General features: G+C 74.3%; 12 protein-coding genes, 1 other RNA gene and 1 pseudogene. 9 read left to right on the forward strand and 5 right to left on the reverse strand.

The window, feature by feature from the left end:
* Positions 1 to 334: 334 nt before the first annotated feature.
* Positions 335 to 889, reverse strand: a complete 555-nt coding sequence (locus tag ACIPAE_RS03595) for a TetR/AcrR family transcriptional regulator (RefSeq protein ID WP_328463525.1) — start codon at positions 887 to 889, stop codon at positions 335 to 337.
* 190 nt (positions 890 to 1079) lie between these two features.
* Here ACIPAE_RS03595 and ACIPAE_RS03600 point away from each other — a divergent pair, with 190 nt between their 5' ends.
* Positions 1080 to 2030 carry a zinc-binding dehydrogenase gene (locus ACIPAE_RS03600; RefSeq protein ID WP_329369882.1) on the forward strand — a complete coding sequence of 317 codons (951 nt, stop codon included), beginning with the start codon at positions 1080 to 1082 and terminating at the stop codon, positions 2028 to 2030.
* A gap of 183 nt (positions 2031 to 2213) precedes the next feature.
* Here ACIPAE_RS03600 and rnpB read toward each other — a convergent pair.
* Positions 2214 to 2616, reverse strand: an RNA gene (gene rnpB, locus ACIPAE_RS03605) — RNase P RNA component class A.
* 117 nt (positions 2617 to 2733) lie between these two features.
* On the opposite strand from rnpB, the gene yaaA reads away from it, so the two are divergent.
* A complete protein-coding gene (gene yaaA / locus ACIPAE_RS03610; RefSeq protein ID WP_402442681.1) occupies positions 2734 to 3519 on the forward strand; it encodes a peroxide stress protein YaaA in 786 nt (261 codons plus the stop codon).
* A gap of 162 nt (positions 3520 to 3681) precedes the next feature.
* Positions 3682 to 4299 carry a bifunctional 4-hydroxy-2-oxoglutarate aldolase/2-dehydro-3-deoxy-phosphogluconate aldolase gene (eda, locus tag ACIPAE_RS03615; RefSeq protein WP_366412016.1) on the forward strand — a complete coding sequence of 206 codons (618 nt, stop codon included), beginning with the start codon at positions 3682 to 3684 and terminating at the stop codon, positions 4297 to 4299.
* A gap of 57 nt (positions 4300 to 4356) precedes the next feature.
* Here eda and ACIPAE_RS03620 read toward each other — a convergent pair.
* The 3 genes and pseudogenes from ACIPAE_RS03620 to ACIPAE_RS03630 form a co-directional block, all read right to left on the reverse strand.
* A pseudogene (locus ACIPAE_RS03620) lies at positions 4357 to 5202 on the reverse strand (histidine phosphatase family protein); the annotation flags it as partial.
* Positions 5132 to 5875 (reverse strand): C4-type zinc ribbon domain-containing protein, encoded by a 744-nt coding sequence (locus ACIPAE_RS03625; RefSeq protein ID WP_328474038.1) that lies wholly within the window; start codon positions 5873 to 5875, stop codon positions 5132 to 5134. The pseudogene ACIPAE_RS03620 and the gene ACIPAE_RS03625, both read right to left, overlap by 71 nt.
* Positions 5872 to 6825 carry a Nif3-like dinuclear metal center hexameric protein gene (locus tag ACIPAE_RS03630; RefSeq protein WP_402442683.1) on the reverse strand — a complete coding sequence of 318 codons (954 nt, stop codon included), beginning with the start codon at positions 6823 to 6825 and terminating at the stop codon, positions 5872 to 5874. The genes ACIPAE_RS03625 and ACIPAE_RS03630 overlap by 4 nt, the downstream gene beginning before the upstream one ends.
* Before the next feature lie 180 nt (positions 6826 to 7005).
* On the opposite strand from ACIPAE_RS03630, the gene ACIPAE_RS03635 reads away from it, so the two are divergent.
* The 6 genes from ACIPAE_RS03635 to ACIPAE_RS03660 all read left to right on the forward strand — a co-directional run bounded on the left by ACIPAE_RS03635 (position 7006) and on the right by ACIPAE_RS03660 (position 12660).
* Positions 7006 to 8445 carry a hypothetical protein gene (locus ACIPAE_RS03635; protein WP_402442685.1) on the forward strand — a complete coding sequence of 480 codons (1440 nt, stop codon included), beginning with the start codon at positions 7006 to 7008 and terminating at the stop codon, positions 8443 to 8445.
* A 57-nt stretch (positions 8446 to 8502) separates the two neighbouring features.
* Positions 8503 to 8682 carry a hypothetical protein gene (locus ACIPAE_RS03640; RefSeq protein WP_329369871.1) on the forward strand — a complete coding sequence of 60 codons (180 nt, stop codon included), beginning with the start codon at positions 8503 to 8505 and terminating at the stop codon, positions 8680 to 8682.
* Between the two features lie 158 nt (positions 8683 to 8840).
* A complete protein-coding gene (locus ACIPAE_RS03645) occupies positions 8841 to 9251 on the forward strand; it encodes a hypothetical protein (protein ID WP_366412020.1) in 411 nt (136 codons plus the stop codon).
* Between the two features lie 93 nt (positions 9252 to 9344).
* Positions 9345 to 10373, forward strand: a complete 1029-nt coding sequence (locus tag ACIPAE_RS03650; protein WP_402442688.1) for an ATP-binding cassette domain-containing protein — start codon at positions 9345 to 9347, stop codon at positions 10371 to 10373.
* Between the two features lie 152 nt (positions 10374 to 10525).
* Positions 10526 to 11257 carry an ABC transporter permease gene (locus ACIPAE_RS03655; protein WP_329374338.1) on the forward strand — a complete coding sequence of 244 codons (732 nt, stop codon included), beginning with the start codon at positions 10526 to 10528 and terminating at the stop codon, positions 11255 to 11257.
* On the forward strand, positions 11254 to 12660 hold the full coding sequence (locus ACIPAE_RS03660) for a sensor histidine kinase (protein ID WP_402442690.1): 1407 nt from the start codon (positions 11254 to 11256) through the stop codon (positions 12658 to 12660). The genes ACIPAE_RS03655 and ACIPAE_RS03660 overlap by 4 nt, the downstream gene beginning before the upstream one ends.
* Positions 12661 to 12669: the final 9 nt, after the last annotated feature.

The raw sequence follows: 12669 nt of genomic DNA on the forward strand, positions 1-12669 counted from the left end.
CGATAGGAGACAGGCCGGACGGAAATCACCGTCCGTAGCATTCGCTACGCCATGTATCCAGACACCGGAGAGCAAGACCTTGAGCTTTCGTCCACTTTCGGCAGGTTCGGTGAGGCCGTCGTGATAGCGCGGGAAACCCCTCGTGATTGACCATTCCTTTTCCCTTTTTCGCCCATTGCTATTCCGGAACTTTGCCTTCCGTTTTCCTGCCGAATTGTTGTTCGACAATAGCGGCGCGGATGTGCACCGGCGGGGCGCGGGGGTGAACGCGAAGGCACGGCAGGTCGGTTGCCCGCCCGGCCGGGTGCGGGCCGGTGCGAACGCCGGCCCGGTGTCAGATCCCGAGGAACCGTTTAAGCACGCGCCGCGACGCCGACAGCGGACGTCCGGCGTCGAACTCCAGCACCGAGATCTCCCGGGTCATCGCCGCGAGCAGTTGGGCCGCGGCTTCGGCGTCGTCCCAGCCCATGACCCTCAGGTCGGCCACTCCCGCCGCCGCCAGCCGCTCGCGGCGGGCCGCCATCGAACCCTGCACGTTGGGGTCCGAACGGGCTTCGAGCGCCAGCGCCTTGACACCCCGGTTCGCGAGCGAGACGTCGAGATACGCCTCGGTACTGCGGAAGATCCGCTCGGCGCCGGGCGCCAGCCCCGCGATCGCCTCGTCGACAGCGGCCTGCACCCGTGCGTGGAAACGTTCGTGCATGGCGTCGACGAACGACGAGCGGTCCTTGAAGTGCACGTAGAAGGTGCCCTTGGCCACCCCCGCCCGCGCGACCACCATGTTCACGCTGACGCCCGCCAGGCCGTGCTCCTCCGCCAGCGCCGCGCCGGCGTCGAGCAACGCCTCACGTGTCTGCAACGCTCCGGGCATCTGCACTCCTGCTGCCATAACCTCGGAGTATAAGCCCGCCGGTCACCAGGGGCCGTTTCCGGTCATATCAGTGACCGACCGGTCGGTCACGTGCTACGCTCCCGCTCATGCCCACGATCCCGAGATCTACTCAACTGATCGCGTATGACAACGGCAGCCGCAGTTTTGACACCCCTTACGTCGCCACCGCCGGGAAGGAGCTGCAGCGATGAAAGCGGCAGTAATTGACAAGGTCGGCGCCGCGCCGCATGCCACCTCCCTCGACGACCCGTCGCCGGCCACCGAGACGCAGGTGGTCGTCCAGGTCGAGGCGACGGCTCTGAACTCGATCGACCTGCACGTCGCGGAGGGGCACCACCGCGCCGGGCCGCCGAAGGTCCCCTACGTTCCCGGCTTCGAGGTGGTCGGCACGATCGTGGCCGGACCCGACCAGGGCCTTCGCGTGCACGCCACCGTTCCCGCCGGCCTCGCGCCGGGCGTCAACGGCGGTCTGGCCGAACTCCTGGTGACCGAGCGCGCGGCCTGCATCCCGGTCCCGGACGGGCTGGACAGCGTCCCCGCCGCGGCGATCGGCGCGGTGGGCGCCGGCGCGGATCTGTCGCTGCGCAAGGCGGACCTCCAGGCGGGCGAGAGCGTCCTGGTCCTGGGAGCGACCGGTCCCTTCGGGGCGTCCTTCGTCCAGCTCGCGAAGCTGGCCGGTGCCAAGCGCGTCATCGCGGCCGGCCGGAACCCCGAGCGCCTTGCCCAGGTCCGCGACGCCGACGGTGTGGTGGTCCTCGGCGACCAGCCGCTGTCCGAGCAGTTGGCCGCACTCGGCGGCCCGGTGGACCTGGTCGTCGACCCGCTGTGGGGTCCTTGGGGAGTGCCGGCACTGGCCTGCCTGCAACCGGGCGGGCGCTACCTGAACGTGGGCGCGGCGGCCGGTGACGAGACCGCCTTCCGCGTCGAGATGCTCCGCTCCGCGCAGTTGACCCTCATCGGCTTCAGCGGCACGACGGCGAAACCGGCCGACGCGTTCGCCGCCTACAACCGCGTCGCGGCCCTGGCCGCGGCCGGCTCGTTCGAGCTGCCGACCGCCACGTATCCGCTGGCGGAGGCCACCCAGGCGTGGGAGGCACAGGCGTCCTCGCCCGGCAAGAAGATCGTCGTGGTGCCCTGAGCCGCACCCGGAATCCTGCTCGGCCCTAGTGCGCCGGCAGGTAGGCACGACCGCTGAGCTTCCGCCGCGCGTCCGTTCGCGGCGGAAGTTCGGCGCGTTCGGGGCTCGGGTGCGCAGCGGCCCGTACGACGGCCGCCCGGCTCGACGCGCCCCGGGCCGGGGCCTGAGCTGGAGGGGGAGCGGCAGACGAGTCGGGCTCTAGGCCGGGTTCTGTCGCCGGACAGCCTCGCGGCCGGCCGGGAGACGGCCATCCATCTAGGGCTGCCGTTGCCGACAGCCTCGTGCGGTCTACCCGCGAACTCGGGCGGGCAGCCCTCGAACGTCCGCGCGGGGCCATATTCCTATGGCGCCCTCTTGACCTTGCTCCAGGTGGGGTTTACCTAGCTGCCCAGGTCACCCTGGGCACTGGTGGTCTCTTACACCACCGTTTCACCCTTACCGGGGACCGAGATCCCCGGCGGTCTGTTTTCTGTGGCACTGTCCCGCGGGTCACCCCGGGTGGCCGTTAGCCACCACCTTGCCCTGTGGAGCCCGGACCTTCCTCGGCGGATCACAGGTGATCCGACGCGACCGTCCGCCCGGCTCGTCTGCCGTACGGCTCATCCTAGCCGCTCACCGGGGCCGTAGGCTGCTGCGGGTCGGCCGCCCGCGGCGGCCGGGCGAACATCACCGGGAACGTGTCGTGAACGTGTAGGGAGAAGCCGTGCTCGTCCTGCTGCCGCCGTCCGAGGGGAAGGCAACCGCCGTACGGGGGCGGCCACTCGCGCTCGACCGGCTGTCGCTGCCCGCGCTGACCGACGCGCGCGCGGCCGTGCTCGACGAGCTGGTGCGCCTGTGCGAGGGGGCCGGCGAGGACGGCGGCAAGGCGGCCGAGGTGCTCGGGCTCACTCCCGGGCTGCACGGCGAGATCGCCAAGAACGCACGGCTGCGCACCGCGCCCACACTGCCCGCCGCCGACCTCTACACCGGGGTGCTGTACGACGCGCTCGGCCTGGCCACCCTCGATCCGGCGGCGCTGCGGCGGGCCCGGCGCTCGGTGCTGGTCTTCTCCGGGTTGTGGGGCGCCCTGCGGCTCACCGACCGCGTGCCCTCCTACCGCTGCTCCATGGGAGTACGGCTGCCGGGTACGGGCGGGCTCGCCGGGTACTGGCGGCCGCACCTCGACGACGTCCTGCCCGAGGTGGCGGGCCGCGGGCTCGTCCTCGACCTGCGCTCCTCCGCTTACGCGGCCGCCTGGAAGCCCCCGGCCGCCCTCGCGAGCCGTACGGCGACGGTCCGCGTGCTCCAGGTGACGGTCGTGGCCGGCGTGGAGAAGCGGTCCGTGGTCAGCCACTTCAACAAGGCGACCAAGGGCACCTTGCTGCGCGCCCTCCTCACGGAAGGGGCCGACCCGAAAACGCCCTCCGCCCTCGCGGCCGCACTCCGCGACCTCGGGTTCGAGGTCGAACACCCGGGCAACGGCTCCCAACTGGACGTCCTCCTCCGCTGACCCCTTACGGCGCCTCGCCGTTGGAGCCACGGTCCGCGCCCGCGTGCCGCGCCCTCGTGGTCCGGGAGCCGACGGCGCCGGGCCGCCCGGACGGATGCGGCACCGTTGCAACGCGTGCAACGGCCGTTGCACGAGCTGGTCGCCCCGGTCCAGGATGACCGCATGGATACCGTTCTCGACCTCGCTCCCGTCATCCCCGTGGTCGTGCTGGAGGACGCACGGGACGCCGTGCCGCTCGCACGCGCGCTGGTGGCCGGGGGCCTGCGGGCGATCGAGGTGACCCTGCGCACCCCTGCCGCGCTGGACTCGATCGCCGCGATCGCCCACGAAGTCCCGGACGCGGTGGTCGGCGCGGGCACCCTGCGCGACCCGGACCAGGTCGCGGCCGCGGAAGCGGCGGGCGCGCGGTTCCTGGTCAGCCCGGGCTGGACCGAGCGGCTGGTGGACGCGATGCGCGGCTCGGGCCTGCCGTACCTGCCCGGCGTCTCCACGGTCTCGGAGGTGCTGCGGCTGCTGGAGCGCGGGGTGACCGACATGAAGTTCTTCCCGGCGGAGGCGGCCGGCGGCGCGCCGTATCTGAAGTCGCTGTGGTCGCCGCTGCCGCAGGCCCGTTTCTGCCCGACCGGCGGCATCGACGCCGACCGCGCACCGGACTACCTCGCGCTGCCCAACGTCGCCTGTGTCGGCGGCACGTGGATGCTGCCGAAGGAAGCGCTGCGGACGAAGGCGTGGGACGAGGTCACCGAGCTGGCCCGTAAGGCCGCGGCACTCGCCGGCTGAAGCACCCACGGGTGAAGCAGCCCGGGGTGAAGCAGCCCGGGTGAAGGCACAGCCGGTTCACCCGGCGTCGAGGCCGCGCAGGTGCGCCGTCGCGTTGACGTACCGCACGGAGGTGTTGCCGTCGGCGTAGTAGTCGATCGCGCACAGCGCCGCCGGGGACAGGTGCATACGGAAGAGCGCCTCGGGCGGCGCGCCGAGGGCGAGCCGGACCAGGGTCTTGATCGGCGTGACATGGCTGACCAGCAGGACGGTCCGGCCGCGGTGGGCGGCGAGCAGGGCGTCGCGGGCGGCCTCGACCCGGGCGGCGACCTGCTCGAAGCTCTCACCGCCGGGCGGGGCGGCGGACGGGTCACCGAGCCACGCGGTCATCGCGCCGGGGTCGCGCTGCCGCGCCTCGGCGAAGGTCAGGCCGTCCCAGCCGCCGAAGTCCGTCTCGCGCAGGCCGTCCTCGACGGTGACGTCCAGGCCGAGGCGTGCGGCGGCCGGGGCGGCGGTCTGCCGGCAGCGGAGCAGCGGCGAGCTGACCACGGCCCGCACGGCGCCGTGCTCATCCGCCCCGAACGCGCCCTGGCGGTCGGGTCCGTACGGCGACGGCGGCTGCGGCGTCCCGGCCAACTCCTGTGCGGCCAGCTCGGCTTGCGCCCGCCCGCGTTCCGACAGCTGCGGGTCCCCTCCCCCGCTGCCGGAGAACCGCTGCTGCCCGGTCAGTGCCGTCTCGCCGTGCCGCAGCAGCACGAACGTGGTCGGGGCGCCCAGGTCCGGGGCGGCCCGATCCGGCCGGACCGGGCGCGCGGGCGCGGCCGAGGGGTCGGGCTCGGCCGCAACCACCGCTCTACAGACCGGAGTCGGCGGTGCGCACCAGAATCCGCCGGCAGTTCTCGCAGCGCACCACCGTGTCGGACGGAGCGGACCGCACTTCGTTGAGCTCGGTGATGTTCAGCTCCAACCGGCAGCCCTCGCACCGCTTCTGGTAGAGCCGGGCGGCACCGATCCCGCCCTGCTGGGCGCGGAGCTTGTCGTAGAGCTTGAGCAGGTCGTCGGGGACGGCGGCGGCCAGCACCTCGCGCTCCTTGGCGACGGTGAAGCCCTCGGCGTCGATGCCCTCCAGCGCGGCGGTCTTGCGCTGCTCGGCCTCGGCGACCTTCACCTCCAACGACTCGACCCGGCCGGCGAGTTCGGTGCCGCGCTCCTGCGCGTTCTCGCGGCGCTCCATCACCTCCAGCACGACGTCCTCCAGGTCGGACTGGCGCTTGGCGAGCGAGGCGATCTCGCGCTGGAGGTTCTCCAGGTCCTTCGGGGAGGTGACCGCGCCGGAGTCGAGCCGCTGCTGGTCGCGGGCGGAGCGCTGCCGCACCTGGTCGACGTCCTGCTCCGCCTTGGTCTGCTCGCGGGCGGTGTCGCTCTCCTCGGTACGGGCGGCGACGAGCAGGTCGCGGAGTTGGGCGAGGTCGGCGCCGAGCCGGTCCAACTCGGCGTGCTCGGGCAGGTTGCGGCGCTTGTGGTCGAGCTGCGCGATACGCGCATCGAGGGCCTGGACTTCGAGAAGTCGGATCTGGTCGGCGGGCGCGGCGTTCAGCGGGGGGCTCCTGTGCTGCTGGAAGGGAAATTCGGGGACGGCGACGAGTTCGGCGGGCCGGCCGGACCCGGCGTGCCGGAGGCATCCGGTACGCCCTGGTCGCTCAACGGGGCGGAGGGCGCGTGGATCGTCCACGGGTCGGTGACCGCCCGCGAGACGTGGGTGCGCAGGTTCCAGCCGTGCCGGTCGGAGATCTCGTCGAGCTGGCCGGCGGCCTGCTCGCACCAGGGCCACTCGGTGGCCCAGTGCGCGGCGTCCACCAGCGCGGGCGGTCCGGCCTGCCGGGCCTCGGAGGCCGGGTGGTGCCGCAGGTCGGCGGTGAGGAAGGCGTCGACGCCGGCCGCGCGGACCTCGGCGAACAGGCTGTCGCCCGAGCCGCCGCAGACCGCGACCGTACGGATGGTGCTGTCGGGGTCGCCGGCCACCCGCACGCCGGCGGCGGTGCCCGGCAGGTCGCGCGCGGCCCGCGCGGCGAACTCGGCGAGGGTCAGCGGCGCGTCGAGTGCGCACAGCCGGCCCAGGCCGCGGCGGCCGGCCGGGTCGGTCGGGTCGGGGACGAGCGGGCCGGTGACGCGCAGGTCCAGGGCGGCGGCGAGCGCGTCGGAGACCCCGGGGTCGGCCCGGTCGGCGTTGGTGTGCGCCACCAGCAGCGCGATGCCGCCGCGGATCAGGTCGTGCACCACCCGGCCCTTGAAACCGGCCGGGCCGACCGGTGCGACGGTGGTGGTGCCGCGCAGGTACAGCGGGTGGTGGGTGACGATCAGGTCCGCGCCGAGCCGTACCGCCTCGTCGACGACCTCCTGGACCGGATCGACGGCGAACAGCACGCGGGTGACCTCGGCGGACGGATCTCCGCAGACCAGGCCGACGGCGTCCCACGACTCGGCCAGCTCCGGCGGCCAGAGGGCGTCGAGAGCGGCGAGGACGTCGGCGAGAGAGGGTGCGGGCACGTTACGAAGGTTACCCGCCGCGCCGGGCGGCCGGGATGCGAGCGGGCAGCGCAGCACAACGGCTCGGATGACGCCGCCGATTCGCGCGGAGCGACACCCTTACGTGTGAAACACCCTGAGCCACGTTGATCGTCATGAAGTACGAAAAGTACGGTCCTGAGCCGGAGGTGGAGAACCCACATGACCGTCGACACCACTGGCACACCGCAGGCCCCGGCCCTTCCGGTTGCGCCCGCCACGACCACTGCGGCACCGACCGCGCACGTGCCGCGCCGTACCGGCTTCACGATCAGCGCGGACGGGGCGTACGCGGCCTGCCTCGCGGAGGCGACCGTGCCGAGCGAGGAGGGCGAGGGCGGCGGCGGCTGGTACGTCGAACGCTGGTCGCTGGACGGGCCCGAGCCGTACGCGGTGGCGCTGCCCGCCACGCAGCCGGAGGAGCCGGGCACGCAGGTGCTGCCGCTGCCGGACGGCCGGGTGCTGGTGCGGCGCGAGGTCGGCGCCGCGAACGGGGGCGCGAACGGGGGCGGCAACGGAGCCTGGAACGGGGGCGGGATCGCCGGCAGGGCAGCGGTCGGAGCGGAATCCGGAGCGGGCGCCGAGGGAGGCGCCGAGGACCGCACCGGGAACGGCGTCGGGGGCAGCGGCGGGAACAGCGGCGCGGACGAAGAGCCGTCGGCGGCCGGCGCCGGCCCGGACAGCGGCTCGGGCGCCGGCGTCGCCGCCGGGCCCGGCACCCCCGCCGCCGTGTGCCACGACCTTTCCCTGCTCTACCCGTCCGGCACCGGCACCGGCACCCAGCGGATCGGCGCGCTCGCCGGCAGCGACGTGCGCCTGCTCCCGCCGGCCCCGTTCGGCGCCTTCGCCACCTGCTACGACGCGGGCGGCGGGGTGACCTCGCTGTGGCAGCTGTGCGACGCGGGCGGCGGGAGCGGGGGCGGCCCGGTCCACCTCGTCACGGTGCCCGGCCGCTGCACCGGCGGCGCCTGGCTGGACCGCGCGGGGCGGCTGCTCGCGCTCGACCGCGAGATGGACGGGCGGACGAAGGCGGTCGTGGTCGACCTGCACGCCGGCCAGGTCAGCCCGTTGCTCCAGCTCACCGAGGACAGCGACGACCGGCTGCTGCTCGCCGAGCCGGACAGCGGGCTGATGATCGTACGCAGCGACGCCACCGGTGAGGCCCGGCTCGGCTGGGGCGTGCTCGGCAGCCGCCATCCGGTGCGCTTCCCCGACACCCTGCGGGTCGCCGGCGCCCTGCTCTCCCCGGTCGCCGCGCAGCCGGGGCAGATCCTCACCCCCGAGGCGTGCGTGGTCGCCTTCCGTTCGGCGGTGCCCGGCGGCGGCTCGTCGCTCGCGCTGTGGCGGCCGGGCGAGCGCCGCCTGCACTGGCGCCCGGCCCCCGCGGACTGGCTCGGCCCGGCCGCCCGCTGGCTGCCGCGCTCCCCGCTCCACCTGCCCACGCCCACCGCCCTGCACCCGTACGACCCGCCGCCGGTGGCCGCCCCGGCGCCGCTCGCGCTGCCCGCGCCGCGGGTGGTGCGGGCCCGCGCCCTTCCGCCGGCCCGCCGCCCGCTCGCGGTGCTGCCGCTGCAGAAGGCCCCGCTGACCCCGGTCGCGTGACGCTCGATAGAATCAGCCGGGTCACCCAGGGTGAGCATCCCGAGTGAGCACGTAGTCATGTGGGTATACGGGGAGAGCACGAAGATGTCGGACGCGACCAGGGCCGATCACGTGCGCAGCCAGGCGCACCAGAGCACGGACGAGGACACGTCGGGACGCCACCGTGGTGAGGCCTCGGCGGAGGACAGCGAGGCGGCGGCGCCGCACGGCAAGCACCGCCGCGAACAGTCGGACTGACGCCGCCCGCGCCCGTCGCCGTCTCGACGGGCGGCGCGGGGCGGCGGCTCGTGCCGAAGGGCGGACCGGGCGGTCCGCACGGCCGCTCGGACCGGCGCGGCGCGGCATGGCACCGGCGGGCCCGTCGGGTGCCGCATTCCGGATTCCGGGGGGAAGCGATGGCGGAGCGCTGGGGCCTGATCGTCGAGGAATCGAGGATCAAGAGCTACCACAACATGCTGACCGAGCTGCTCACCACCGTGCTGGAGGTGTTCACCGGCAGCCGCGCGGAGGCCCTCGCCCGGCTGGAGAGCCACGCCACCAGCTATCAGCCCCGCCGGATGCGGTTCCCTCCCAGGACCCGGCTGTTCCGGACCGCGGACGGCTTCCTGCTGGTCTGCGGTGACGCACCGAGCGAGTACGACAACGGCTACTCCTTCGTCTGCCGCTTCACCGTCGCGGAGTTGCTGCGCGACAGCGAGGACACGCGGCGGGTGGCCGAAGCCGAGGCGCGGGCCCAGGCCGAGGTGAAGGCCCGGTTGAAGGCCGAGGAGCGGGCGGCGAAGCGCCGCGCGCGCCGCGGCTACTGATCCGGCGCGGGCCGCACCCAGGACATTTGTCCCGGCCACCCCACCACATTCGCGTCTGCCGGGCCGCCGCCGCCCCGCCGTAGCTTCATGGACATGGCGGATACCTCTTCACTCGCGCGGTCGGCGGGCCCCACGGCCGCGGCGCCCACCTCTCCCCCGGCGGTACGGTTCTCGGCCGTCCACAAGCACTTCGGCCCGGTGCACGCGATCGCCGGTGTCGACCTGGACATCGCCCGCGGCCAGACCCTGGCGCTGCTCGGCCGCAACGGCGCGGGGAAGTCCACCGCGATCTCGCTGATGCTCGGCCTCGACCAGCCGGACGGCGGCGAGGTGCGGCTGTTCGGCGGGGCGCCGCAGGACGCGGTCAGGGGCGGCCTGGTGGGCGCGATGCTCCAGGACGGCACCCCGATCCCCCGGGTGACCGTCCGCGAGTGGGTCGGCTTCGTCGCCGCCACCTACCCGCGGCCGATGCCGGTCGCCGAGGCCCTCGCGCTCGCCGGGATCGGGGAGTTGGCCGGGCGGCGGGTGGACAAGCTCTCCGGCGGGCAGGCGCAGCGGCTGCGGTTCGCGCTGGCCGTCGCGGGCAACCCGGCGCTGATCGTGCTGGACGAGCCGACCGCCGCGCTGGACGTGGAGGCGCGGCGCGGCTTCTGGCGCTCGATGCGCGGGTACGCGGCGCGCGGCAACACCGTGGTCTTCTCGACGCATTACCTGGAGGAGGCGGACGAGAACGCGGACCGGGTGCTGGTGATCGACCGGGGCCGTACCGTGGCCGACGGCAGCGGCGAGCAGATCAAGCGGGCGGTCGGCGGCACCCTGGTCTCCTTCGACCTGGCCGGGCGGGGCAGCGCAGGGCTGCGCGACCTGCCCGGGGTGACCTCGCTCGAAGTGCGCGGCGACCGCGCGGTGCTGCGCAGCGCCGACTCCGACGCGACGGTGCTCGCGCTCGCCGCGGCGGGCCGGATACGGCGGTTGGAGGTGGCGGCGGCGAGCCTGGAGGAGGCGTTCCTCAGCCTGACCGCCCACCCGGACCCGGGCCCGGGCTCGGGCTCGGGCGCCGCCCCGGCCGCGCCCAAGGACTCCGCCGCCGGCTCCGGGACCTCCCTGGCAGTGGCCCGATGAGCGCCCCCGGCAAGGCTCTCGCGCCCGTACCCGGGGTGACCTCGGCCGAAGCTGCGGGGCGCGAGGAGGCGGGGCGCGAGCCTGCGGGGCGCGCGGCTGCGCCCGAGGTGTACGGTCCGCCCTTCCCCCGCCCCGCCTCCTACCTGCGGCCGCTGCTGGAGTACGTCCGGCTGGAGGTGCGCCGCACGCTGCGGGACGGCGGGTACGCCGTGATGGGCGTGGTGATGCCGGTGGCGATGTACCTGCTCTTCACCAACCTCGGGGTGGGCGGCGACGCCGACTTCAGGGGCGACTACGCGCAGTACTCGATGATCGGGATGGCCGCGTACGGGGCGCTGGGCGCGGCGCTCGCGGTGGGGTCGGGGGTCGCGGAGGACCGCGGGCGCGGCTGGCTGAGGCAGTTGCGGGTGACGCCGCTGCACCCGGTGCAGGTGGTCGCCGGGCGGGCGCTGACCGCGGGCGTCACGGTACTGCCGGCGATCACGGCGGTGCTGGCCGCGGGCGGCCTGGTCAACGGCGTGCGGCTGGCGGTGTGGCAGTGGCTCGCGGTCGGGGTGCTGCTGTGGCTGGGCACCATCCCCTTCACCCTGCTCGGCCTCGGCAACGGCTACGCGCTGACCGGGCAGGCCACCGGCGTGGTGAGCATGGCCTGCATGATGGGTCTCTCGGTGATCGGCGGGCTGTGGATTCCGGCCGGCGCCTTCCCGCCCTGGCTGCGCGCGATCTCCCGCTGGACGCCCACCGCCCGCTTCGGCGACCTGGGCTGGAGCGTCCTGGAGCACCATGGCCCCGGTTTGGGTACGGTGGCGGTGCTCGTCGGCTGGCTGCTGGTCTTCGCCGGTTACGCGGTGTTCGCCTACCGGCGCGGGGCGCGTACCGCATGACCACCACCACGCCGCACGTGCGGGCGCCGCGCGAACCCGACGCGGCGCGACACCGGACGGGGACGGGGATGGCGGTGGACGCGAGACAGGCGTCCGGCACGGCGGACGGCGCCGTGCCGGACCAGGACCAGGACCAGGACCAGCACCAGGACCAGCACCGGAAGCGGAGCCAGGCCGGCGGCCGGGCCATGACCACGGACCCGGACCCGGACCGGGACACGGAGTGCCGCAGGAAGATGTGGTGGCGCCGGTCCGAGCGGTTTGAGGACGAGATCGACCAGCTCAGGAAGCCCGACGGCAAGGCGCTGATCCCGTGGCTGCTGATGGCGGTCGGCCCGGCCAGCGACCTGTTCAACGGCCGGGTCGGCAACCCCTGGCCGGCCGGCGCGGGGCTCGCCCTGTTCTGCGTGCTGTACGTGCTGACCGTGCGCTCCGCGTTCAGCCCGCGCCTGGGCTCCGGGCCGGTGCCGCTGCGCCTGCTGGCCTGCCTGGGCGCGACCACCCTGGCGCTCTCGATCGGCTACGGCGGCAACTTCCCGCTGCTGTTCGTGCTGGTGTCGCTGTGCGTGGGCAGCGTGGCGAGCAGCCGCCGCGTCCTGGGCCTGATGCTGATCCCGACGAGCGCCGCGGCCGGGATCGTCTCGGGCCTGCACCACGAGAGCTTCTGGTCGACCACCAGCCTGTCGTACGGGACGTTCCTGTCCGGGCTGGTGGTGTCGGTGATCATCACGCTCTTCCAGGCGGTGGACCAGCTTCGCTCCACCCGGCAGGAGTTGGCCCGGGCCGCGGTCGCGCAGGAACGGCTGCGGTTCTCCCGCGACCTGCACGACCTGCTGGGGCACACCCTGTCGGTGGTCGTGGTGAAGTCCGAGGCGGCCCGCCGGCTCGCCCCGCGCGACCTGGACGCGGCCCTCGCGCAGGTCGCCGACATCGAGGCGGTCGGCCGGCAGGCGCTCACCGAGATCCGCGAGGCGGTCACCGGCTACCGCGAGGGCAGCCTGTCCACCGAACTGGACCGGGCCCGCTCGGCGTTGACCGCCTCCGACATCGAGGTGGTGGTCCAGGAGTCGGGCCCGCCGCTGCCGCCGCAGACCGAGGCGCTGCTCGGCTGGGTGGTCCGCGAGGGCGTCACCAACGTCGTACGGCACAGCCGCGCCTCGCAGGCCACCATCGAACTGCGCACCGGCGGGGGCCACGCGCACCTCACCATCACCGACAACGGGATCGGCCCCGCCGCGGCCACCGCGCCCGACCCCCACCTGCCCACCGGTAGGGGCACCGGCCTGCGCGGCCTGACCGAGCGCCTCGCCGCGGCCGGCGGCTCCCTGGCCTCCGGTCCGGCCCACGGCGGCGGCTTCCGCGTCGCCGCGGTCCTCCCGGTGGAGGAGGAGGCCCCGTTGTAGACGACCGGC

It is taken from the genome of Streptomyces sp. NPDC087270, from assembly GCF_044744625.1.
Classification (GTDB): domain Bacteria; phylum Actinomycetota; class Actinomycetes; order Streptomycetales; family Streptomycetaceae; genus Actinacidiphila.